The organism is Rufibacter sp. LB8, from assembly GCF_014876185.1.
In the GTDB taxonomy this organism is placed as follows: domain Bacteria; phylum Bacteroidota; class Bacteroidia; order Cytophagales; family Hymenobacteraceae; genus Nibribacter.
The window spans coordinates 903,597-925,405 of the sequence record NZ_JADALJ010000001.1 but is presented as its reverse complement, the minus strand read 5'-3'; the positions used below and the strand labels follow the sequence as shown (position 1 = coordinate 925,405).

Below are 21,809 nucleotides of genomic sequence, written 5' to 3'. Positions count from 1 at the left end.
TTTTTATTCAGATCAGGAGATTCTTCAGTCCTCAATATCACCTCCTTTAGTTTCTCTTTTAAAAGAGCCTCAGACGTTCACCGAGCGAAACGGTTCATTCACCGGGTGATACGGCCAAAATCCCGTCACTTTTTAAATTAATCGCATAAATAAGGGTCCTCGTCGAATCAGCAAGTTCTACTATATAGCCTTCCTCTATCTTTGTATCATCATAAAGAAAATAAGGAAAAGGCACTTCCGGACAAAGACATGACACTAATCTCACAAAACCGTAGCACTTCAAGAATGTCATCAGCAATTTTTACTGTAAAAAACACAATTTTTGCAGTATTCATTTCCTTGCTGACTACGCTTTCTTTTACGGCATCTGCCCAGACCACTTCTTTAGGCTGCAAACTTACCAGCGAGTGCTTTGACATCACTTACACCAGCTTCGTGAAAAACAGCAACAATACCGTGACGCTTCACTTCAGTGTGAAAACCAACTGCGGAAACGCTCTGAGCAACGTGGCGTTTCAACTTCCGGCCGGAGCCAAGGCCACTAATCCTAAAAACACCAACACCAGATTCACTTTTTCTCAGGAGAACGGCACCAACAACCCATTTTACGCATTAAAGTTTGAGGCCATCAACGCCGAGGGATTCAAAAATGGAGCAGTTGATAATTTTTCTTACACCCTTACCGCCGCCCAATTCGCGCAGCTGACCACCATTAAAGTGCAAGCCAAAGCCTCTACCACAGTGGGTGTTGTGAGCTTCAAAGCGCAAACCTGCGAACCAGCTCCTTTGGTAATTTCTGGTCCGGTGTTGGTGCAGGCCAAAAGCCAGGCCACGTACTCGGTTATTTCTGGCAAAGAATCTGCGAACTACAGATGGACAGTGCCCGCCGGTTGGGAAATTGTACGCGGCCAGGGCACTAAATCGGTGACCTTGCTGGCCAGCGAGCAACCAGGCGAAGTAAAAGTGGAAGAAAACGGCCAAACCAGAGCAGGCGCCATGATGGTAGAAAGCTATTCCTTGCCGCCCGCCACGTTGCCGGTGACCTTCACGTCTTTCACGGCTACCGCCCAAGAAAACCAGGTGAAACTAGCCTGGGCCACGGCTTCTGAAAAAGACAACAAGGAATTTGTGCTGGAGCGCAGCCAAGACGCCAAAAACTACAATGCGGTGGGCACCGTGGCCGGTAACGGAACCAAAACCACGCCTACTGCTTACGCTACCGCAGACGCAAACGCCCCCGCCGGTCTGGTGTACTACAGATTAAAGCAAGTAGATTTCAACGGAGACTATGAGTATTCAAAAGTGATTTCTGTGAAGGCCCTGGGCAAGAAAGCTTCTACCCTGGCGGTGAGTAATGTGTACCCCAACCCGTTTCAGCAAGAACTGACAATTAAAGTAGAACTTTCTGCTGACGCCCAAGTTACCGTTTCCTTCCTCAACCTAGCTGGTCAGGAAGTGTTCACCCAGAAAGTAAAAGCCACAGCTGGCACCAATACCTCCCAAATCAACGGCCTGGATACATTAACTAACGGTATTTACTTCCTGAAAATCAGTGCTGGTAACCAGACCAGCGTGCAGCGGGTAGTGAAAAACTAAGCTGACGTTCTGGACAGATTCTCTAGTACTTTATATTTCCCTTTTCAAAGCTGACACAGCAATTGAAAAGGGAAATTTTACTTTTTAGGGGTATGGCGGCTTTCCAATACCTGCACTACTTCGGCTAGAGAAAGTCCGGAAGCTTCCAGCAGCACCAGCAAATGGAACAGCAAATCTGCGGCCTCGCCTTTCATGGTGTCGGTTTGTCCGGCCACGGCGTCAATGACCACTTCTACGGCTTCCTCCCCTACTTTCTGGGCTATTTTGTTGATGCCCTGGTCAAACAGGAAATTAGTATAAGATCCTTCCTGCGGCTTAGCCCGACGACCTTTGATGGTCTGCTCCAACTGCGCAATGAACTGCAACGCTTTCTCTGTGGGAGTGAATTCCTGAAAGTTGCCCAAGTGGTACGAAGTTGGGTCGCCTTCTGTATCAAAGCAGGTCTCGGTGTTTCTATGGCATGCCGGGCCGGTTGGGTTCACAAGCAGTAGCAGCGTATCCTGGTCGCAGTCCAGTTCGGCTTTCACCAGTTGAAGCGTGTTGCCAGAGGTTTCGCCTTTGGTCCAGAGTCTATTTTTAGACCGCGAGAAAAAAGTCACCAACCCGGTTTCCATGGTTTTCTGATAGGACTCCTGGTTCATGTACCCCAGCATTAACACCTTGCCGGAAATGGCATTTTGCACAACGGCCGGTACCAAACCATCGCCTTTCTTGAAATCTATGTTCATATGCTTCTGTTCTGTCTGCTTTCTATTTCCGTTTTCGGGCTCTGTTTTGTAAACAGGAGCTAAAACGATGCTGTACATTCCTTCTACCGCCAATCGGATATTTTGAAGGATTTAGTTCTTGATAATTCTGATGTCCAGGTGGTTGCTCGCCAGAAAATGTTTCAATTCTGGGATGGGCACTTCCTGAAAATGGAAAATACTGGCGGCCAGCGCAGCATCTGCCCCGGCAGCAAACACGTCTAAAAAGTGCTGTTGGTTTCCCGCGCCTCCAGACGCAATCACCGGCACAATCACATTCCTGGAAATCTCCCCGGTAATGTCCAGCGCGAAGCCGTTTTTGGTGCCGTCATTGCTCATGGAGGTCAGCAGAATCTCCCCAGCCCCGCGCGCGACTACTTCCTTGGCCCAATCTAGCGCAAACAAACCGGTGTCTACGGTGCCCGCCTTGCTGAAGACTTTCCAACCGTCTGGGGTGTTTTTGGTGTCAATGGCCACGGTCACGCACTGGCTCCCAAACCGGTTGGCCAATTCCGTGATCAATTCTGGCCGGTGCAACGCCGATGAATTCACACTCACCTTGTCGGCACCGTTTTGCAGGAGCACTTCTACATCTTCCACGGAACTGATGCCCCCGCCCACCGTGAACGGAATGTCAATGTGCCGGGCCACTTCGCGCACCAGTTCCCGCAGGGTTTTGCGTTTTTCGTTGGTGGCGGTAATGTCCAGAAATACCAGTTCATCGGCCCCTTGCCGGGCATAAAGCGCCGCCAGTTCCACCGGGTCGCCGGCGTCTCTAATATCCTCAAACCGGACCCCTTTCACGGTGCGCCCGTTTTTAATATCCAGGCAGGGAATAATTCGTTTGGTTAACATATTTTTTTAGACTCAGGAAACTAGATGTCAGATACAAAACTCTAGCACCGCTTCCTTATTCCTCTTATTTTTAATTCTTTAGATAACCTCTTTGGCCAAATCTTCTAAGGAAATAGTGCCTTCATAAATGGCTTTGCCGATGATGGCGCCATGCAGACCGGCTGCCCTGAGTTCGCGCACCTCTTCAATAGTGGTCACGCCGCCGCTGGCAATGAACTGTAAAGCTGGAAATTTGAGGATCAATTTTCTGTAAATGTCCAGCGAGGAGCCTTGCAGTTTGCCATCTTTGCTCACATCAGTGCAGATGAACGTTTTGGCGCCCATTTCAGAAAACGAGGCCAAAAACGCCTCCAGGGTAATATCGCTCTGCTCTGCCCAGGCATTGATGGCGATGAAGTTGTCTTTGAAATCAGCGCCTACTATGATGCGGTCAGGGCCGTATTCCTTTAGCCATTTCTGCACGGTTTTGGGCTCGCGCACGGCAATACTACCGGCCGTGACTTGCTGGGCTCCGGCATCAAACGCCATCTGAATAGCGGCCGCGCTTTGCAGGCCTCCACCGTAGTCAATGACCAAATTTGTCTCGCGGGCAATGCGGGCCAAAACCGGCAGGTTCACCGGCTCCTTGGCGCGGGCGCCGTCCAGGTCAACCAGGTGCAAACGGCGCAGGCCCAAGCTTTCAAACTGCTTGGCTACCTCCGCGGGGTCTGTGTGGTAGGTGGTCTGCTGCGCGAAATCGCCTTCGGTGAGGCGCACGCATTGGCCGTCAATAAGATCTATGGCTGGTATAATTTCCATGGCTAAAGGTTTAGGAAGTTCTGGAGAATCTGGGCGCCAGGGGCACCGCTTTTCTCAGCGTGAAACTGCACGGCGTAAAAGTTTTTGTACTGCAAGGCCGCACTGAAAGGTTCTGGGTAGGCGCTCTGCGCAATGGTGAATTGGGTGACCGGCGCATAAAAGCTGTGAACGAAGTAGGCGTATTCTTCTTCCTGTATGCCAGTGAATAAATCGCTTTTCAAACTGGTGACCGTATTCCAGCCCATGTGCGGCACTTTCATGGCCACATCAAAGCGTTTCACAGGCACCGGAATAATGCCCAGCATGTCTGTGTCACCTTCTTCTGAGTGCAGGCATAGCAATTGCATGCCCAGGCAAACGCCTAAAAACGGTTGCGTCAAGGTGGGCAGCAATTGGTCCAGGTTGTGAGCTTTGAGCGCGCGCATAGCCGAGGAAGCTTCGCCCACGCCCGGGAAAATAACTTTGTCGGCGCTCTGGATTTCCTCGGCGTTGGCCGTAACAGTGGCCTGCACCCCCAAACGCTCCAGCGCGAAAAGCACGCTCTGCACGTTGCCGGCCTTATAATCAACAATAACGGTTTTCATTACAGAATGCCTTTGGTACTGGGAATTTCCATCTTGTTCACGTCACGTTCCAACGCCATTTTCATGGCTTTGGCCACGGCTTTAAAGATCGCCTCAATCTTATGGTGTTCGTTCTCGCCTTCGGCTTTGATGTTGAGGTTGGCTTTGGCCGCGTCTGAGAACGATTTAAAGAAGTGCATGAACATCTCAGTCGGCATGTCCCCTATCTTCTCCCGGCTGAATTTGGCATCCCAGACCAACCAGGGCCTTCCTGAGAAATCCAGCGCCGCGTGCACCAAGGCATCATCCATGGGCAGCAAAAACCCATACCGGCTAATGCCGCGCTTGTCCCCGATGGCTTGCGCGAAGGCTTCTCCCAGGGCAATGGCAGTGTCTTCAATGGTGTGGTGCTCGTCAATGTGCAGGTCTCCGGCTACTTTTATGCGCATGTCTACGCCGCTGTGGCGGGCCAGCTGGTCCAGCATGTGGTCAAAGAAGCCCAGGCCGGTTTCCATCTCAGATTTTCCTTCGCCGTCCAGGTTAATTTCCACCGAGATCTGGGTTTCATTGGTGTTGCGCTGAATGGTGGCTTTGCGGGCGGGCAACCGAAGGAAGTTGTAAATATCGTCCCAGTCTGTGCTGGTGAAGGTGGCGTCTGGGTGCGTTTCTGCCTGCAGCAAAATGCTTTTGGCTCCCAGGTTTTTGGCCAGTTCCACATCTGTCAGGCGATCACCAATTACGTAGGAGTTGGCCATGTCATAGTCCTCGATTAGGTATTGGCCCAGCATGCCCAGGCGCGGCTTGCGGTTGGGGCTGTTCTCGTGATCAAAGCTACCGTCAATGAAAATCTCCGAGAACTGAATGCCTTCGCCTTCCAGAATCTCCATCATTTTGTTCTGGTACGGCCAAAACGTGTTCTCGGGGTATGAGTCAGTGCCCAGGCCATCTTGGTTGGTGACCATCACAAACTCGTAGTCCATTTCCTTGTACATCTTGTACAGGTTCCGGATGACTTTGGGGTAGAACGCGAATTTCTCAAACGAATCTACCTGAAAATCTGTGGGTGGCTCCAGCAGAATGGTGCCGTCGCGGTCAATGAATAAGACTTTTTTCATCGGGTTGTTAGTATCAGGTACCGTGTAGCAAAGAACACGGTACACGTTATTATTTTAATTCAGACGCAAGCGCCTCTTAGATACATAGAAATTTTCCGTTTTCGGGCTCATTTCTGAAAACGAGCCCGAAAACGCATTTAGGCTACTTCTTCTTGAGCGGCAAATGCGCGCAGAGAGTCCAATAAATGGTCGTTCTCTGAGGGCGTGCCAATGGTAATGCGCAGGCAGTTGGCGCAGCCAGGTTGCGAGGACCGGTTCCGGACCACCACGCCTCGTTCCAGCAAATACGCATACAGAGCATTGGCATTGGGCACCTGCACCAGCACGAAGTTAGCGTCTGATGGGTATATTTTCTCTATCAGGGCCAAAGATTCAAACGCGGCCATCACCCGCTGCCGCTCACTGGTAATGACCTGCAGCATTTCCTGCAGCTGAGTGGTTTTGTCCAGCGCGGCGGTCACCAGCTCCTGCGTAACGGCGTTGATGTTGTAAGGCGGCTTGATTTTATTGAGGTACCCAATGATTTCCGGCGAGGCAAAGGCCATTCCCAAACGCAAACCGGCCATACCCCAAGCCTTAGACAAGGTCTGCAAGACAACCAAATTCGGAAACTCCGCCAGGCGGGTGCTCCAGCTAGGGGTTTGGGTGAAATCAATGTACGCCTCATCTACCACCACAATTCCTTTGAAACCTTTAATCAACCGCTCCACGGTGGCGGGCTCCAGAATATTTCCGGTAGGGTTATTGGGCGAACACAGAAACAGAATCTTGGTGCGCTCAGTCTGTTTTTGGGAAATGGCCTCAAAATGAGGCTGAAACTGGGCATCTAAGGGCACCCGCTGAATACCAATGTTGTGGATGTTGGCGCTCACCTCATACATACCGTACGTGGGCGGCAACAGCAGCACTTCATCCTGGCCGGGCTCGCAGACCAGACGTACTAATAAGTCAATGGCTTCATCTGACCCATTTCCAATGAAAATCTGATCGGGTTGCAAGCCTTTGAGCCGAGCCAGTTTTTCTTTGATGGTTTTCTGGTACGGGTCTGGGTAGCGGTTGTACACGTCGCCGCCGGCCAGGCTGCCCAGATTGTTCTCATTGGCGTCTAAATAGACGCTGGCTTCGCCCTCAAACTCATCGCGCGCCGAGGAATACGGCTTCAAAGACAACAGGTGCGGACGGAGGATGGTCTCTATTGAAAACATTTTTTAATGTGCTAATTTTTGAAGGTGCCGATGTGCTAATTTCCTTTCGTGTTTTTTTGCAATCTAATGGTCACGGCATGTTTATGGGCGTGCAAGCCTTCAGCGGCAGCCATGGTTTCCACGGCCGGGCCAATGCGATGCAAGCCTTCCTGCGTCAATTGCTGAAACGTGATTTTCTTCACAAAGCTGTCCAAAGAAACACCGCTGTAATTGCGGGCATAGCCGTTGGTGGGCAAGGTGTGATTTGTGCCTGAGGCATAATCGCCTACGCTCTCTGGGCTGAAGTGGCCCATGAACACCGAACCGGCCTGTGTCACTTTCTCAGTTAACGCTTCAGGAGCATCCACGGCTAAAATCAAGTGCTCCGGCGCGTACAAGTTTGAGAACTGAATGGCCTCTTCCAGGGAAGCTAACACCACACCCAGGCTGTTGTCCAGCGCCTGCTGGGCCACCGCCTGACGGGGCAACTCGGCTACCTGTTTTTGCACGGCGGCTTGCACGTTTATGAGCTGCGTTTCTGAAATAGCGACCAAAACAACCTGCGAATCTGGACCGTGTTCCGCCTGCGATAGCAAGTCTGCGGCTACAAAATCTGGGTCAGCCGATTCATCTGCAATCACCAACACCTCTGACGGTCCGGCGGGCATGTCAATGGCCACGCCCAGTTGGGTCACCATTTGTTTGGCGGCGGTTACGTATTGGTTGCCAGGCCCAAAAATCTTGTCCACTGCCGGTACCGTCTCCGTCCCGAAGGCCAGCGCTGCAATGGCCTGTGCCCCTCCTGACTTTAAGATGCGCGTGATGCCCAGTCGGTGTGCCGTGTACAGAATGGTTGCATTGATGGACCCGTCAGCGCTGGGCGGCGTGGCCAGAATGATCTCCTGACAACCGGCCAACTGCGCCGGAATTCCCAACATCAACAGAGTAGAAAACAAGGGCGCCGAGCCTCCGGGAATGTACAAGCCTACTTTGTTAATACCCACCGATTTCCGCCAGCAGGTCACGCCTGGCATAGTTTCAATTTGCTGAACTGGCTCGCGCTGTGCTTCATGAAACCGACTGATATTGCTGGAGGCTAACTCAATAGCGTCTTTCAATTCATCAGAAACATTTGGTAAAGCAGCTTCTATTTCAGAGGCAGTCACCCACACACTGGTCAAGGTGGCTTTGTCAAATTTGGCGGCTAGTTCCAACAAGGCGGCATCACCACGGTGGCGCACCAGGTCAAAGGTTTGTTGCACGCCTTCGCGCAGTTGGGCCAGTTGTTGCACCGGGCGTTGGGTAAGCGCCACCCATTGTGCCTTCTCTGGGTATAAAAAGGTCTTCATGGGGCTAGCCAATCATTTTTTCAATAGGAACTACCAGAATACCTTCGGCGCCGGCCTCTTTTAGTTTCTGGATGATATCCCAGAAATCGTCTTCGTTGACCACCGAGTGCAGTGAGCTCCAGCCTTCCTCGGCCAAGGGAATAATAGTAGGCGATTTAATGCCCGGCAACAAAAGTTTTATCTTTGGAATAGCCGAATTGGGCGCGTTCAAGACCACGTACTTTGACTTCTGTGCTTTCTGCACGGCTTCCATCCTGAACAGCAATTGCTGCAGCAAACGGTTTTTCTCGGGGCTCAGGTTTTGGTTGGCAATTAAGACCGCCTCAGATTTGAACACCGTCTCCACTTCGCGCAGGCCGTTGCTAATCAACGTAGAGCCCGATGAAACAATGTCACACACGGCATCAGCCAGGCCAATGCTGGGCGCAATTTCCACCGAACCGCTGATGGTATGAATGTCGGCTTGTACGCCTTTGGAGGTCAGATATTCCCGCAATAAATTGGGGTAAGACGTGGCAATGCTTTTGCCCTGCAACGTGGTCACGTCCTGGTAGGCATCGCCTTTGGAAACGGCCAGAGAAAGACGGCATTTGCTGAAGCCCAGGTTTTTCACGGTGAGGTGCTGCAAACCTTCCTCCACCAATACATTCTGGCCCACAATGCCAATGTCGGCCACGCCATCGGCTACGTAGCCGGGTATGTCGTCATCGCGCAGAAAAAGTATCTCCAGCGGGAAATTGGTGGCCTCGGTTTTAAGTTTGGAAGAAGCGCTCAGGAACGAGATGCCGCATTCCCGAATCAATTTGAGGGAGTCATCTGACAAACGTCCAGATTTTTGAATGGCTAACCTAATCATGAAATAGTAAATTGAATACTGAAAAGTATGACAAGAAAATCCACCAGAAGGTTACCTGTTGGTAAACACGGGTGTAAAGATTGGAGCCCAGCCCCAGAAAGGACGATATGATTGTATTATTCCCCCTGAGAGGAATGATGGAAATGATGGCAATGCACCCCGTTCACCACGGCTGTGGCGTTAGAAAGGAGGCTATAGGTGCTTGCGTTGGTCATAATCTTGCGCCAAAGGTAATGTGCTACGCTGAAGAAACAAGGGGTTTGGTAAAATGTTTTTGCCATCGGTGATTTTAAAAAGCCAAGCTCCGGCTGTTTTCGGGCTCATTTCTGAAAATAAGCCCCAAAACGCAAAATTGGCATCATTTTTCCGGTAGCGTGTAAACCAAAAATACGGGAACACGTGTTACAGCAACACGCTCGGCCTTCTTCAAAACCACTTGACCTATGCATAAGTTTTCGCTTTTAGTTGTAGTAGCCTTTCTCAGCAGCACCTTTACGTTTGCCCAAACCACCCTTACCTTGCCTCAGGCGAGCCCCAGGGCCACCGTGACCCAGACCATTGGCGTGACCGAGGTAACCGTAAACTACGGCGCGCCGGGCGTTAAAAACAGGAAAGTCTGGGGAAACCTGGTGCCCTACAACCAGGTGTGGCGCGCCGGGGCCAATGAAGCCACCACCATTTCGTTTTCCAGGGATGTGCGCATTTCACAGGAGAACATACCGGCGGGCACTTATACCTTGTATGTGTTGCCCCAGGACTCCGTGAACTGGCAATTGATTTTGAGCAAGCAGAAAGGCCTCTGGGGAACCGAAGGCTATGATTCCAAGCAAGATCAAGTCCGGATTCCCATGGCGGCGCAGACCAATGATTTCCATGAAACACTACAGTATTCCTTCAATGACGTGCAACTGACCAGCGGGCGCCTCTACCTGCGCTGGGCCGACAAGCAACTGCCAATTACCATTAGAATGGACACGCACGCCCAGGCGCTGGAATTGATCAAAGAAACCATGGCCACCGCCAAACCTTTTGACTGGGCGGTGTACGCCCAGGCCACCAATTACCTCATCAGCCAAAACCAGGATCATGAACTGGCTCTGGAATGGATTAACAAATCCTTGAGCATTGAGGAGAATTTCTATAACACCTGGCTCAAGGCCAAACTGCTGGCCCAGAAAAACGAATACCAACAAGCCCTGGAACTGAACAAAAAAGCCCAGAAACTAGGCAAGAAAGACCAGCAAACTTACCAGGCCTACGCCAAAGAAATTGAGAACGCCGCCATCCTCTGGAAAGAACAGCGGTATTTGAATTAATTTGGATTGAGAAAACAAGAAAGCCCGGCTCGTTCTACTATTGAACGTGCCGGGCTTTTTTTATGGAGTTATCTTTCCGTTTTCGCCCTCATTTCTGGAAATGAGGCCGAAAACGGAAAGCTTTTTCTAGAACTTAGCGATAAACCTTAAGTTGACCATGCGGCCGGTGAGGTAATTGGGTACGCCGTACGTTATGCCCGAGTAGTCTTTGATGTAGTTGTAGGAAATCACGTTTTGGGCGGCAATCAAATTCAGAATCTCCAAACTCAGCCACAAACTCTCCAGCCCGAAGGCAGAGGAACCGGCCCCTTTCATAGTGATCAGTTTAGAGAAACCCAGGTCAATGCGCTTGTAAGACGGGCCCGGGAACACGTTCCGGAAATTCAACTCACCCGGCGGGCCAAAAGGCAACCCCGTGCTGAACACCAAATTCAGGTACATGCGCATGGAAGGGTTGTTGGGCAGGTGGTCCTGAAAAAAGATGCCCGCGTTCAGGAACTGGTCGGTGGGCCGGGGAATATAGCCTTTGGGTGCCTGCCCTTCCACTTTGCCGGTGGCGGGGTTGAGTGCCACGGTAGAATCGCCTTGCAGGTTTTCATGGGTGCGCATAATGCCCAAACTAAACCAAGACTCCTCCCCTTTGATGAACTCGCCGTTCACGCGCACATCCACGCCCACCGCATAGGCCGTGGCGCCAATTTGCGGCAAATAGCGCAGGCGCATGTTGTCCTGCTCGTAGGGAATCACTGAAGGAAGATATTTGTAATACGCCTCGGCGGTGAGTTTAAACGGACGGTCCCATTTCTTAAAACGGTACTCGGTGCCGGCAATAAAATGGTAAGACTGCTGGTTTTTCACTTCGGGATACAGCTTGCCTTCGGGGCCACGCAGCTCACGGTACAAAGGCGGCTGCACGTACAGCCCGGTAGCCATTTTAAACGACCATTGCGGCAAGGAAGCCAACTGAAACGCATACTGCACCCGCGGGCTAATAGAAAGCTGCTTGTTCACTGACCAATAATGCACCCGCACGCCATACGTGAGCGTTTTGAGGCTGTCCAGCTCAAAACGATGCTGCACAAATCCCTGCATTCTGGTGGAGGTCAGGTCCTGGTTGCTGTTCAAGGTCTGCAGGTTGAATACATAATCTGCGGAATCCTGGAAAGAATATTCCTGAATCACGTCCTGAATGCTTTCCTGGCCCATTTTCAAGCCAGCGCTGATTTCGCTTCTTCCGGAAACTTGCCAGTTGGTCTTGAACTCCAGCGCTTGCAAAGCAGCCCTGAGGCGGTTACGGGAATATTCAAATTTGGTGCCTACGCCCCGCTCCCCGGCGCAACGGTTAAACGGCGACACGCCCGGCGTGGGCAAGATGTCACAGAAACGGTAGCCTGCTTCCAGATCACGGTATTCGCGCTCCTGGCTGTAAAGGCTGGAATAGATAATTTCTGAGGTGAGGTTGGGTTTGAATTCATGCTGCAGCCTTAGCCCGCCCTGGTAGGTGGTATAACGCATCTGCTCTTGCCCGTCATAGCCTACAATCAGGCGCAAGGCCTGAAACTGGGTCCCGAAGGTGGTTTCCCGGGTCTCGGGCCGCACCTGGTAATCATTCTGCGCGATGTTCCCCAGAAAACTCAGCTGCGTTTTAGCGGGCAACCCGGTGGCGCGGTGTTCTTTGGAAGACAGATCATACGTAAGATACGTCTGCACATCAGTGAACTTAGGCCGATAATCGCCTTCCACTTCCAGGCTGCTCAGAATATAAGCGGCGTTCTTGTGCCGGGCACCCAGCAGAAACCCGAAGCGGCCTTGGGCGGCGGTGCCTTCGGCGTGTACAGAGCCACCCGTTAAACCACCAGACACGGTGCCTGCAAATTTGGTGGGCGTGCGGTACTGAATGTCTAGGACCGATGATAGTTTGTCGCCGTATTTGGGTTGCCAGCCGCCGGAGGAAAAGGTCACGTCTTCTACCAAGTCTGGGTTGACAAAGCTCAGGCCCTCCTGCTGGCCCGAGATGTTTAAGAAAGGCCGGTAGACCTCAATGCCGTTTACATACACCAGGTTTTCGTCATAACTTCCCCCGCGCACCGAGTAGCTGGAGCTGAGTTCATTGTTATTGGAAACGCCCGGCAACGTCAACAGAATTTTATTGAATTCCTGGAAAGGCGCGGGCAAGGTTTGCGTGAGGCGAGGATCCAGGCGGGTGATGCTGACTTCCTGGCGGGTGTCATTGGGGTTTTTCCCGCGTACCGTAATTTCCTGGATCTTCCCTTCGTTCTGGGTTAGTTCCACCCGCACAAAACGGGTCTCCCCGGCCACCAGAGAAAGTTGTTGTAAGTAAGGTTGGTAGCCTATATATCTGACAGATAACGTGTAAGTGCCTGCCTTTTCCAGTCTTACTTGAAACCTGCCACGGGCATCTGAGGCCGTGGAAGTCTGGGTTTCCTGCACCAGCACGGTGGCGCCTACCAAAGGATTTTGTTGCTGATCAGAGACAATGCCCTGCACGTACACCGCCTGTGCCCAGGCACCGGTGTTCATGAAAAGCAAAAGCACCCACCACCAGCCCTTTTTGTGCATGTTTAGGAAACGGTAATATCTTTTAACGCTTGAATGGTCTGCACCGGGTCTGCCGCTGAGAAAACAAAGGAACCGGCTACCAGCACATCGGCGCCGGCTTGCAGCAGCAAGGGCGCATTTTGTTGGTTCACGCCACCGTCAATCTCAATTAAGCAGGAAGAACCCACGGCCGTGATCATCTCCTTTAACGCACGTGTTTTCTGATACGTATGTTCAATGAATTTTTGTCCGCCAAAACCTGGGTTAACCGACATCAGGCACACCATGTCCAAGTCCGCCAAGATATCCTGGAGCAGCACCACTGGCGTATGCGGGTTCAAGGCCACGCCCGCCTTGGCTCCGGTGGCTTTGATCTGTTGTATGGTGCGGTGCAGGTGCGGACAGGCCTCATAGTGTACCGTGATGGTATCGGCGCCCACGGCCCTGAACTGCTCAATGTATTTCTCCGGCTCCTCTATCATCAAATGCACATCTAAAGGCAAACTGGCGTGCTTCTGAATGGCCTGAATCACCGAAAACCCGAAGGAGATGTTAGGCACAAACCGGCCGTCCATCACATCCACGTGAATCCAGTCGGCGGCGCTGCGGTTGAGGAGTTGAACATCTTGGGCCAGTTGCCCGAAATCGGCGGCCAGAATGGAAGGAGAAATAAGATGCGGCATTGCTTGGGTTTTACTTCTACAAAGCAACACTTTCTAGGCAGAAAAACCAATGCAGGCGTATTTTAAAACGAAGGATTCTTCCAAAGCAAAAATCCGTTTTCGGGCTCATTTCTGAAAATGAGCCCGAAAACGGAATTTCTAACCGAAGCATATGCGCTTTTGGATTTCGCTAGGCACTTAATTAATCATGCCAGACTCCACCAAGGTTTCTACGCGGTCAGAGCCATCTACAATGTAATTAGTGCCCACCTCACAGTTGCTGCCCGCGCCGCCTTGGCAATATTGGTAGTATCTGTTGAAACGGTAAACCGGGCCTTTGCCTGGGGCTAATACTTCATAGTGTCTTATAACCAAGATCAACTCGTCTTCAAAATCCTGGTCTTGCCTAACGGTTAAGGTATTTTCATACGTGGCGCCGCCGTCTACCACAAAAGGCTTGCCCAGGTCTTCATAGGTATAATAGGCTTTTTCCTCTTGGCTGGTGAGCCCGTTGTACACCCAGGAATATCCTTGCTTTACCGGGAACACCATGTGCACCGTAGTTTTGTTGTTCTCCTGAATTCGTAAGTCCGTTTTGCTGGGGGAAACCAACCGTATGCCGGTTGTCATCCAGGTGGTGCCGCCAACCGGTCTTCTGGCTAATTCCACCTGGTACCAAAGGCGGCCGGTTTGGTCAGTGGTGGTGCCTTTTACATATTCCCTGGTTTGAAACGTCTCTTCCCTTCTGACCAAATTGTTGGTAAAGACTTTCTCACTCACATTGAAAATCTTGAACTCCCCCACAGTCATGGGGTAATAGTCGTACCCCACGGTGGCGGGGTCCAGCACAGATTCTTCGTCTGAACAGGCCTGGAGCCCAACCGTGGCCAATAGAAAGGCAAAAAGGAGAAGTTTTTTCATAAAGCTATAGAACTAGTCTTCCAGGTTAAAGCTGGCCTCAATCCAACCGCCGCCAATCACGTCGTCGCCTTCATAGAAAACGGCGGCCTGTCCGGGGGCAATGGCGTTGACACCCGCATGGAACTTCACCAGCATTTTGTCACCTATCTGTTCAATGGTGGCGGCGGTGCCGGGGTCATTGTAGCGCACTTTGGTAATGGTTTCGGTGGGGCGGCCGTGCAGGTTCTCGTATTTGCCCATGCTCAGTTTGCCCACGTTCATGCCGTTGCGCGCCAGCTGCTCGTAATTGCCCAGTATAACCCTATTCGTATCTTTCTCTATTCTGGTTACAAACGCCGGATAGCCTAAGGCCACGCCCAGACCTTTGCGTTGCCCGATGGTGTAGAACGGATAGCCTTCATGTTTGCCTACCACGGTGCCGTCTTCCAGCACAAACTCGCCCCCGGCTACCTCGGCCTGCAGGGTGGGCACTCTCCTTTTCAGGAAACCGCGGTAGTCATTGTCTGGGATAAAACAGATCTCGTAGCTTTCGGCTTTCTTCACCAAAGCATCAAACCCGCGGTCCATGGCCATCTGCCTGATTTCAGTCTTATGCAATTGGCCTAGCGGGAAAATAGTGCGGCTCAAACTTTCCTGGCTAATTCCCCAGAGGGCGTAAGATTGGTCTTTGTGGTGGTCTTTGCCTTTGGAAATCACATAACGGCCGTTTTCCTGCCGTATGTTGGCGTAATGCCCGGTGGCAATCAGGTCACAGCCCAATTTATCGGCGCGTCTTAAAAGGGCATCCCACTTAATATGGGTGTTACATAAAACGCAGGGATTTGGGGTGCGGCCGGCAATGTACTCATCGGTAAAATGGTTGATGACGTAATCGCCGAACTCTTCTCTGATGTCAATGATGTAATGCGGAAACCCCAGCTGCACGGCAATGTCGCGGGCGTCATTGATGGAATCCAGGCTGCAGCAGCCGGTTTCCTTCTTACTTCCCCCGGCACTGGCGTAGTCCCACGTTTTCATGGTCATACCCACTACTTCATATCCCTGCTCGTGGAGCAAAACCGCTGCCACAGAGGAATCAATGCCGCCACTCATGGCGACCAATACTCTTCCTTTTGAATTCATTTTTTCTGGATTAAACGGGATTCACAGTCCCGCCGAAAAACAATGCTGCAAAGATAGTGAATTTCTGGCCTACTTCGCTTTTGCCTGACTTTTAACCAGTTGGCGTATTTCTTTCCAAACCTTGCCGCGCCAATAATAGTTTAAAAGAGTCGTTAGAGGTGTGGGCTAATAAACGGAGACAAATAATTCTCTGCGGTTGCGTCCAAAACCCGATTTCCATTTATACATTTGATGCAGAATTGGCCCCTTGATTAGGGCATTTCTGCTAATCAACCCAAATTTTTACCATGGCTTTAAGTACCATTGTCCTTGTCAATCAAATTAATAACTTAAGCGACGCCCGTTACTGCGCCGGCATGGGCGTGGAAATGCTGGGGTTTTCCCTGCAGCACGGCCAACCAGACTACGTAACGCCCGAAGCCTTCAAGGAAATATCGGGCTGGGTGTCTGGCGTGAAACTGGTGGGCCAGGCCGATGACCTTTCGGTGGCCGAATTGGAGGAACTGCTGCTTTCCTACAAAGTGGACATGCTGCAACTCAACGGCCTTTATTTGATTGAAGACCTGGACGATCTGCCCCTGCCCATCATTCTGCGGGTGATGATTGACAAAGACACCGTGGAAGAGAACCTCATCAGCATGTTGGAACTCTACCACCAGCACGTGGAGTATTTCCTGATTGACTCAGACGATTTCCAATCCATTGACCAAACCAACCACCGCTTCCTGCGCGACATCTCCGGCAAATATCCCATCCTGCTGGGCTTCGGGCTGAACAAGGAAAATACCAAAGAAGCGCTGGACAAGATTCACCCGGCGGGCATTGCCCTTAAAGGCGGCCAGGAACTGAGACCCGGCTTCAAAAACTTTGACGAACTAGAGGAGATTTTTGAGCAGCTGGAAGATTAATTAAATGTACTGATTTTATAAGGTGCTGATATGCTACTTAAATGTCAGCGATTGATAAAAAACGGAAAAGGCCGCTCTTACTTAGAGCGGCCTTTTCCGTTTTCGGGCTCATTTCTGGAAACGGAGCCAAAAACGGATATTTTACACAGTGAACTGCAGATACTTGATAGGCACGCCTTGCTCCAGATACACTTTCTCAAATGTGGTGTAAATGCCCATGGTGTGCTCCTGCAAATCTGATTGGTAGAGGTCTTTGGTAAACAACACTGATTTGACATTACGCTCCTCCAACGTTTCCAGCGTGAAATCAAACAAAAGGTCGCTATCGGTTTTGAGGTGAATTTTACCGCCGGGCTTCACAATCTGCTGGTACATGTTGAGAAAGCGCGGCGAGGTGAGCCGTCGTTTGATGTCGCGTTTGCGGGGCTGCGGGTCTGGGAAAGTGATCCAGATTTCGTCTACCTCCTTTTCCCCGAAATGATGGTCCAGGTTTTCAATGAAAGTGCGCAGGAAGCCCACATTGGCCAGACCTTCTTCCAGCGCCAGGGAACTCCCCTTCCAGATGCGGTTGCCTTTGATGTCAACGCCCAGAAAGTTTTTCTCTGGGTACTGGGCGGCCATGCCCACGGTGTATTCGCCTTTGCCGCAGCCTACCTCCAGCACTAGAGGCCGTTCCCGCAGGAAGAATTCACGGTTCCATTTGCCTTTCAGTTGTTCGTACTTCTCTTTGCCCGGCTCCACCACGTTGTCACGCGTGGCGTTGGCCGCAAACTTCACTAATTTACCTCTGCCCATGAATTATAAATCGGGGATTTCCGCTACCACAAAGGTACTACCGCCAATGAATATTACCTCATCTTCCTGCGCGAAGGCTTGGGCCGCCAGATACGCGTCTTCAACGGTGGGGTACGGTTTGCCTTTCAGCCCGGCGAACTGCGCCTCATCATACAAGGTCTGCAAAGGCAAGGCTCTGGGAATCTGCGCCTCGCAGAAATAATACCTGAAATTCACCACGGGCAATAGCCGCAGCACACTCTTGATGTCTTTGTCATTGACCGCCCCAAACACAAAATGCACCTGTTTGGGCTGCAGTGCCAGCAATTGTTTGACTACCTGCGTGAGGCCGTCTAGATTATGGCCGGTGTCACAGATGGTCAAGGGTTTCTGCGACAGAATCTGCCAACGGCCATTTAGACCCGTGAATTGCTGAATGTTTTTAAGCCCTTCGCGCAGTTGCGAATCTGAAATCTGGAAGCCTTTGGTTTTGAGTACTTCTAACGTGGACAGCACGCCCGGCAGATTGTTTTTCTGGTAAGAACCTAAGAGAGATAATTTTACATCACTCAACCAAAGATTTTCCTTCAGGTGCACCTCGTAGGTCGCGTGAATTCCGTCCGCAGTTTTTGGTTCCAGCTTATAGACTTGATCCGCCAATATTAACGGGCTTCCCGTTTTCCGGCTCATTTCCTCAAACACAGGCAAAACTGGGGCTTGGGTCTGGCTAATGATAGTGGGCACGCCGGGTTTCATAATGCCGGCTTTCTCAGTAGCAATCTCCGGGAGCGTATCGCCCAGCAGGGCCTGGTGGTCCAAGCCAATGTTGGTGATCAGGGATACCAGGGGGGTGATGATGTTGGTGGAATCCAGTCTTCCGCCCAACCCTACTTCAATAATGGCGATGTCAACCTCCTGCTCCGCGAAATAATCAAAGGCCAGGGCCACCGTCATCTCAAAGAAACTCGGTTTTACTTCTTCAAACAACGACTGGTGCTGGGTAGTGAATTCGGCTACTTTCTCTTTGGAGATCATCTCGCCGTTGATTTTGATGCGCTCCGTAAACTCTTTGAGGTGCGGCGACGTGTAGAGGCCGGTTTTATAGCCGGCGGCCTGCAGCACGGCGGCCAACATGCTGGACGAACTGCCTTTGCCGTTGGTACCCGCCACGTGTACCGATTTAAATTTGCGCTGGGGGTTGTCCAGGGCCTGTGTTAGCGCGATGATGTTGTCAAGGCTCTTCTTAAAAGCAGCGTTGCCGATGCGGTGAAACATCGGCAACTGCTGGTAGAGGTAGTCTAACGCTTGATCGTACGTCACAAAATTTCTTTTTTAATTGGATCTGATGATAAACGTAATGGTACCCGTGGCCCCTGCGCTGGAGTTTCCACCGGCAATTCTACTGAAGGTGGTGCGCTGTACCTGGTCTTTGTACCATTGCTGAACGCGCGGGCTCACGTTGCTTTCCACCACACGTAAACTCACAATAGAACCTTCGGCGTCAATTTTAATCTCAATCTTCACAATCCCGCTCTCGTTGTCATACGGGTCTGCCTTTGGAGCAATGTCATAACGCCAGCCGGGCATGTTCAGGTTACCACCACCGCTGCCCCCGTTTCCGGTTTTCTTGCCGGGGTATTTGCCTTCTGGACGACCTTTATCGCCGGTCACGCCTTCATCTCCGTTGTTATTGCCCGTAGGGTTGTTGCTGGAGCCCGAAGTTCCGTTTCCGGAGCCGGTTTTAGCCTTACCGGGGAAAATGGCGCGGTTGTCAACTTTTTTGGGCTCCTCCTTTACGGGTTCAGGCTTAGGTTCTGCCTTGGTTTCTTTTATACTTACTGGCGCATCTGCGGTAGTGGTGACTACACGGTCATTTTGCGGTTCAGCAGTTGGGGTGGGTTGATTAGGTTGGGGCGTAGGCACTGCCTTTGGCGCTTCGGCGGCAGGTTGGCTGTCTTCAGTGTTGGTAGATTCATTTGGAGCGGCTTTGCTATTAACATCACCACTGCCTACATCAGTAGTCCCAAAAGATAATTCTATACCTCCTATATTGTCAGGTTTAATATCTTCCTTATCCCAAGCCATTACAAAGAACAGCAAGAGCAACAACAGCACGTGCATGGCCACGCTGATGGCCATGGCAATGCGTTTGTTTTTTTCTTCCTGTTGGGTAAGTACCATAGTTATCTATTCTGATGGAAGCGTGGCGATAGAAACCCTTGCTTTCAAGTTATTCGCAATACCGGCTACTTTCACAAAATGCTCCACCGGCACGGCCTTATCTACATGCAAGACAACAACCCCTTCCCCGGGTTCGGTTCCCGCCAATGCTTGCTCCAACAAAGCCGGCAATGCCTCAACAGTAGTAGGCTGGTCATTCATGAGGTACTGCAAATCCTTGGAAATGGTGACACTGATTTTCTGCATCACAATTTCAGAGGCTTTACTGGTGGGCAACGTCACGGGTAAGCCAGAGGGCGTCACGAAATTGGAGGTAAGCATGAAGAAAATCAACAACAGAAAGATAATGTCTGTCATAGACGACATGCTGAACTCGGCGCTGATTCTATTTTTAGAGCGTAAATTCATTAGGCTTGTGGCTCCTGTAACAGATCTATAAACTCAATGGAGCTGTACTCCATGTCATGCACAATGCTGTCAATTTTAGAAACTAGGAAGTTGTACCCAACATAGGCAGGCAACCCGATGATCAAACCAGCCGCCGTAGTCACCATGGCTTCATAGATACCACCAGACAATAATTTTGGGCTGATGGAACCTTCTGCCTGGGCAATGGCAATAAATGCGCCAATCATACCGGTTACCGTTCCTAAGAAACCCAGCATTGGAGCGGCACCCGCCACCGTAGCCAAGCCTGATAAACCTTTTTCAAGCCGGGCAATTTCAATCTTCCCAACATTTTCAATAGAGGCTTCAATGCTGTTTAAGGGCTGGCCAATCTTAGAAATGCCTTTCTCTAACATTCTGGAAATAGGCGAATTGGTTTGTGCGCACAGCATACGGGCACCCTGAATGTCTCCGGCCACTACTAGATTCTTTAATCTTCCTAAAAACCCAGCCGGATTCTGTGAGGCTTTTTTGAGGGTAAGGTATCGTTCCACAAAAATGTAAATACCCGCCAAAGAGAGCAGTGCCAAAGGAATCATGGCCCAACCACCCGCTAAGGTTAAGTCAAGCAAGGAAACTGATTCTTGCGTGGCTTCAGCGGCAGACGTAGCGGCGGCGGCGGTATCAACAGGAATAGAATTGGTGATCTGGAGCAAAAGAGCGTTCATGTTAATAGTTTAGTACCCAAAGTTCTTGGCTAATCTTTCCGCGGAGGCTTGGCAACGCGGCCTGTGCCTCTGCCGCAGAGCTGAATTCAGCTACTGACACGCGGTGACGTTTGTTGTTGTAGGTAGGAATGATTTTAGACGTATATCCTTTCTTGGCCAGCCGTTTCTGGTTCATGGTGGCGTAGTCTTCCTGTGAGAACACCCCCATGATAACGTAGAACTTACCGGTTTTCTTATGCACCTCCACGGTTGGCTTACTCTCTTTGGCCGCTGGAACGGCAGGCGCCACTTTTACCGGCGCAGGCGCAACCTCGGCCGCAGGTTTAGCCACCTCAACTTTTGCTTTCACTGGTACCGGAGTTTCTGCAGGAGCAACTTCGGTTTCCGTTTTTGGGCTCTGTTTTGGAAATGAAGCCAAAAGGGAGTCCTCGCGGGCCAGCTCCTGCTCCACTGACCAGTCTTCTTGCAGTTGGGTGCTGTATTGTTCAGTTAACTGGGCTTGCTCAAATGCATCTGCCTCAACTGGTTGTGGTGCTTTTGGCTGCTCTACTGTTTGGTTCTGCAGCAAGGTGAACGGGTTGAGGGAACTCAAATTAACATCGGCTTGCAGAGACCACAGGTACACCGCGGAGATAGAAAGGCCACCAATGACCAGACTTGCGCCTACGCGGTACATTTTCTGCAACCGCAGCTTCACTTTGCTCGCGCCCGTGACAGGCTGGGCCAACTGGTCCTGGTAATTGCCGCGCAGCACTAGGGTCTCCTTGCCCAGGATAGGCTTGGCCACCAGTTCCGGCAACCCGAAGCTGTTCTCCAGGAAGTTCTCGCCTTCAATGCTCTCAAACACCAGTTTGCGCTCAGTGTTGTACCGGAACACGCCCACGTCACTTAACTGAAAACGGTGCTGGGTTTGCAGCTGTTCTTTTAATTCCTGCACAAAACCGGCCACCTCCCGCTGCGCCTGCGGCATGGACCACTGCTGGCTCTGGGCCAAGGTGGAAATCAGCAGACCATCGTTCACCTTCAACTGCTCATTGAATGCAATACGTTTGGATGGCGGAGTGAACGTGTGCTTGATGGGATGGATTTTGGCGGGCGCGTAATGGGTGATCAAGCCCCCAAAGTCTGGGATGATCACGCAGTCATACGCGTACAGCAAAGATTTAATATGCCCTTGAACCATAGTTTA

General features: G+C 51.2%; 21 protein-coding genes. 3 read left to right on the top strand and 18 right to left on the bottom strand.

Going from position 1 to position 21,809, the window contains the following annotated elements:
* Positions 1-285 precede the first annotated feature (285 nt).
* Positions 286-1,596 carry a T9SS type A sorting domain-containing protein gene (locus IMY23_RS03945; protein ID WP_192820840.1) on the top strand — a complete coding sequence of 437 codons (1,311 nt, stop codon included), beginning with the start codon at positions 286-288 and terminating at the stop codon, positions 1,594-1,596.
* Positions 1,597-1,673: 77 nt separating this feature from the next.
* Here the strand turns inward: IMY23_RS03945 and hisIE are convergent, their stop codons facing one another.
* The 8 genes from hisIE to hisG all read right to left on the bottom strand — a co-directional run bounded on the left by hisIE (position 1,674) and on the right by hisG (position 9,062).
* Positions 1,674-2,324: a bifunctional phosphoribosyl-AMP cyclohydrolase/phosphoribosyl-ATP diphosphatase HisIE gene (gene hisIE / locus IMY23_RS03940; protein ID WP_370589827.1), complete on the bottom strand. Its 651-nt coding sequence runs from the start codon at positions 2,322-2,324 to the stop codon at positions 1,674-1,676.
* Positions 2,325-2,435: 111 nt separating this feature from the next.
* Complete coding sequence (gene hisF, locus IMY23_RS03935) at positions 2,436-3,197, bottom strand: imidazole glycerol phosphate synthase subunit HisF (protein WP_192820838.1); 762 nt, start codon at positions 3,195-3,197, stop codon at positions 2,436-2,438.
* A gap of 78 nt (positions 3,198-3,275) precedes the next feature.
* The gene (gene hisA / locus IMY23_RS03930) at positions 3,276-3,995 is read right to left on the bottom strand and encodes a 1-(5-phosphoribosyl)-5-[(5-phosphoribosylamino)methylideneamino]imidazole-4-carboxamide isomerase (protein WP_192820837.1); all 720 of its coding nucleotides are present in this window, start codon (positions 3,993-3,995) and stop codon (positions 3,276-3,278) included.
* A 2-nt stretch (positions 3,996-3,997) separates the two neighbouring features.
* A complete protein-coding gene (hisH, locus tag IMY23_RS03925) occupies positions 3,998-4,579 on the bottom strand; it encodes an imidazole glycerol phosphate synthase subunit HisH (protein WP_192820836.1) in 582 nt (193 codons plus the stop codon).
* Positions 4,579-5,673 (bottom strand): bifunctional histidinol-phosphatase/imidazoleglycerol-phosphate dehydratase HisB, encoded by a 1,095-nt coding sequence (hisB, locus tag IMY23_RS03920; protein ID WP_192820835.1) that lies wholly within the window; start codon positions 5,671-5,673, stop codon positions 4,579-4,581. The genes hisH and hisB overlap by 1 nt, the downstream gene beginning before the upstream one ends.
* A gap of 137 nt (positions 5,674-5,810) precedes the next feature.
* Entirely contained in the window at positions 5,811-6,878 is a 1,068-nt protein-coding gene (hisC, locus tag IMY23_RS03915; RefSeq protein WP_192820834.1) for a histidinol-phosphate transaminase, read from the bottom strand.
* A 35-nt stretch (positions 6,879-6,913) separates the two neighbouring features.
* Complete coding sequence (gene hisD, locus IMY23_RS03910) at positions 6,914-8,206, bottom strand: histidinol dehydrogenase (RefSeq protein ID WP_192820833.1); 1,293 nt, start codon at positions 8,204-8,206, stop codon at positions 6,914-6,916.
* Positions 8,207-8,210: 4 nt separating this feature from the next.
* The gene (gene hisG, locus IMY23_RS03905) at positions 8,211-9,062 is read right to left on the bottom strand and encodes an ATP phosphoribosyltransferase (protein ID WP_192820832.1); all 852 of its coding nucleotides are present in this window, start codon (positions 9,060-9,062) and stop codon (positions 8,211-8,213) included.
* Positions 9,063-9,505: 443 nt separating this feature from the next.
* On the opposite strand from hisG, the gene IMY23_RS03900 reads away from it, so the two are divergent.
* Complete coding sequence (locus tag IMY23_RS03900) at positions 9,506-10,378, top strand: DUF2911 domain-containing protein (RefSeq protein WP_192820831.1); 873 nt, start codon at positions 9,506-9,508, stop codon at positions 10,376-10,378.
* A gap of 126 nt (positions 10,379-10,504) precedes the next feature.
* Here IMY23_RS03900 and IMY23_RS03895 read toward each other — a convergent pair whose 3' ends face one another.
* From IMY23_RS03895 to mnmA, 4 genes are all read right to left on the bottom strand, one after another.
* On the bottom strand, positions 10,505-12,958 hold the full coding sequence (locus IMY23_RS03895) for a TonB-dependent receptor (protein WP_225986405.1): 2,454 nt from the start codon (positions 12,956-12,958) through the stop codon (positions 10,505-10,507).
* A gap of 2 nt (positions 12,959-12,960) precedes the next feature.
* Entirely contained in the window at positions 12,961-13,620 is a 660-nt protein-coding gene (gene rpe, locus IMY23_RS03890; protein WP_192820830.1) for a ribulose-phosphate 3-epimerase, read from the bottom strand.
* Positions 13,621-13,797: 177 nt separating this feature from the next.
* The gene (locus tag IMY23_RS03885; RefSeq protein ID WP_192820829.1) at positions 13,798-14,520 is read right to left on the bottom strand and encodes a hypothetical protein; all 723 of its coding nucleotides are present in this window, start codon (positions 14,518-14,520) and stop codon (positions 13,798-13,800) included.
* A 12-nt stretch (positions 14,521-14,532) separates the two neighbouring features.
* Complete coding sequence (gene mnmA / locus IMY23_RS03880; protein WP_192820828.1) at positions 14,533-15,642, bottom strand: tRNA 2-thiouridine(34) synthase MnmA; 1,110 nt, start codon at positions 15,640-15,642, stop codon at positions 14,533-14,535.
* Positions 15,643-15,929: 287 nt separating this feature from the next.
* On the opposite strand from mnmA, the gene IMY23_RS03875 reads away from it, so the two are divergent.
* Positions 15,930-16,550: a hypothetical protein gene (locus IMY23_RS03875; protein WP_192820827.1), complete on the top strand. Its 621-nt coding sequence runs from the start codon at positions 15,930-15,932 to the stop codon at positions 16,548-16,550.
* 141 nt (positions 16,551-16,691) lie between these two features.
* Here IMY23_RS03875 and trmB read toward each other — a convergent pair whose 3' ends face one another.
* Genes trmB through IMY23_RS03845 form a run of 6 tightly spaced genes read right to left on the bottom strand, consistent with a single transcriptional unit; the run spans position 16,692 to position 21,803 of the window.
* Positions 16,692-17,345, bottom strand: a complete 654-nt coding sequence (trmB, locus tag IMY23_RS03870) for a tRNA (guanosine(46)-N7)-methyltransferase TrmB (protein ID WP_192820826.1) — start codon at positions 17,343-17,345, stop codon at positions 16,692-16,694.
* 3 nt (positions 17,346-17,348) lie between these two features.
* The gene (locus tag IMY23_RS03865) at positions 17,349-18,644 is read right to left on the bottom strand and encodes a folylpolyglutamate synthase/dihydrofolate synthase family protein (RefSeq protein ID WP_370589826.1); all 1,296 of its coding nucleotides are present in this window, start codon (positions 18,642-18,644) and stop codon (positions 17,349-17,351) included.
* Between the two features lie 12 nt (positions 18,645-18,656).
* Positions 18,657-19,505: a hypothetical protein gene (locus IMY23_RS03860; protein WP_192820825.1), complete on the bottom strand. Its 849-nt coding sequence runs from the start codon at positions 19,503-19,505 to the stop codon at positions 18,657-18,659.
* Between the two features lie 6 nt (positions 19,506-19,511).
* Entirely contained in the window at positions 19,512-19,913 is a 402-nt protein-coding gene (locus tag IMY23_RS03855; protein WP_192820824.1) for a biopolymer transporter ExbD, read from the bottom strand.
* Positions 19,913-20,620, bottom strand: a complete 708-nt coding sequence (locus IMY23_RS03850; protein WP_192820823.1) for a MotA/TolQ/ExbB proton channel family protein — start codon at positions 20,618-20,620, stop codon at positions 19,913-19,915. The genes IMY23_RS03855 and IMY23_RS03850 overlap by 1 nt, the downstream gene beginning before the upstream one ends.
* 1 nt (position 20,621) lies before the next feature.
* Entirely contained in the window at positions 20,622-21,803 is a 1,182-nt protein-coding gene (locus IMY23_RS03845) for an SPOR domain-containing protein (protein ID WP_192820822.1), read from the bottom strand.
* Positions 21,804-21,809: the final 6 nt, after the last annotated feature.

Bases quoted from the DNA above. Each gene is read 5' to 3' on its own strand.
- IMY23_RS03945 (WP_192820840.1), top strand. From the start codon at position 286: ATGTCATCAGCAATTTTTACTGTAAAAAACACAATTTTTGCAGTATTC.
- hisIE (WP_370589827.1), bottom strand. From the start codon at position 2,324: ATGAACATAGATTTCAAGAAAGGCGATGGTTTGGTACCGGCCGTTGTG.
- hisF (WP_192820838.1), bottom strand. From the start codon at position 3,197: ATGTTAACCAAACGAATTATTCCCTGCCTGGATATTAAAAACGGGCGC.
- hisA (WP_192820837.1), bottom strand. From the start codon at position 3,995: ATGGAAATTATACCAGCCATAGATCTTATTGACGGCCAATGCGTGCGC.
- hisH (WP_192820836.1), bottom strand. From the start codon at position 4,579: ATGAAAACCGTTATTGTTGATTATAAGGCCGGCAACGTGCAGAGCGTG.
- hisB (WP_192820835.1), bottom strand. From the start codon at position 5,673: ATGAAAAAAGTCTTATTCATTGACCGCGACGGCACCATTCTGCTGGAG.
- hisC (WP_192820834.1), bottom strand. From the start codon at position 6,878: ATGTTTTCAATAGAGACCATCCTCCGTCCGCACCTGTTGTCTTTGAAG.
- hisD (WP_192820833.1), bottom strand. From the start codon at position 8,206: ATGAAGACCTTTTTATACCCAGAGAAGGCACAATGGGTGGCGCTTACC.
- hisG (WP_192820832.1), bottom strand. From the start codon at position 9,062: ATGATTAGGTTAGCCATTCAAAAATCTGGACGTTTGTCAGATGACTCC.
- IMY23_RS03900 (WP_192820831.1), top strand. From the start codon at position 9,506: ATGCATAAGTTTTCGCTTTTAGTTGTAGTAGCCTTTCTCAGCAGCACC.
- IMY23_RS03895 (WP_225986405.1), bottom strand. From the start codon at position 12,958: ATGCACAAAAAGGGCTGGTGGTGGGTGCTTTTGCTTTTCATGAACACC.
- rpe (WP_192820830.1), bottom strand. From the start codon at position 13,620: ATGCCGCATCTTATTTCTCCTTCCATTCTGGCCGCCGATTTCGGGCAA.
- IMY23_RS03885 (WP_192820829.1), bottom strand. From the start codon at position 14,520: ATGAAAAAACTTCTCCTTTTTGCCTTTCTATTGGCCACGGTTGGGCTC.
- mnmA (WP_192820828.1), bottom strand. From the start codon at position 15,642: ATGAATTCAAAAGGAAGAGTATTGGTCGCCATGAGTGGCGGCATTGAT.
- IMY23_RS03875 (WP_192820827.1), top strand. From the start codon at position 15,930: ATGGCTTTAAGTACCATTGTCCTTGTCAATCAAATTAATAACTTAAGC.
- trmB (WP_192820826.1), bottom strand. From the start codon at position 17,345: ATGGGCAGAGGTAAATTAGTGAAGTTTGCGGCCAACGCCACGCGTGAC.
- IMY23_RS03860 (WP_192820825.1), bottom strand. From the start codon at position 19,505: ATGGTACTTACCCAACAGGAAGAAAAAAACAAACGCATTGCCATGGCC.
- IMY23_RS03855 (WP_192820824.1), bottom strand. From the start codon at position 19,913: ATGAATTTACGCTCTAAAAATAGAATCAGCGCCGAGTTCAGCATGTCG.
- IMY23_RS03850 (WP_192820823.1), bottom strand. From the start codon at position 20,620: ATGAACGCTCTTTTGCTCCAGATCACCAATTCTATTCCTGTTGATACC.
- IMY23_RS03845 (WP_192820822.1), bottom strand. From the start codon at position 21,803: ATGGTTCAAGGGCATATTAAATCTTTGCTGTACGCGTATGACTGCGTG.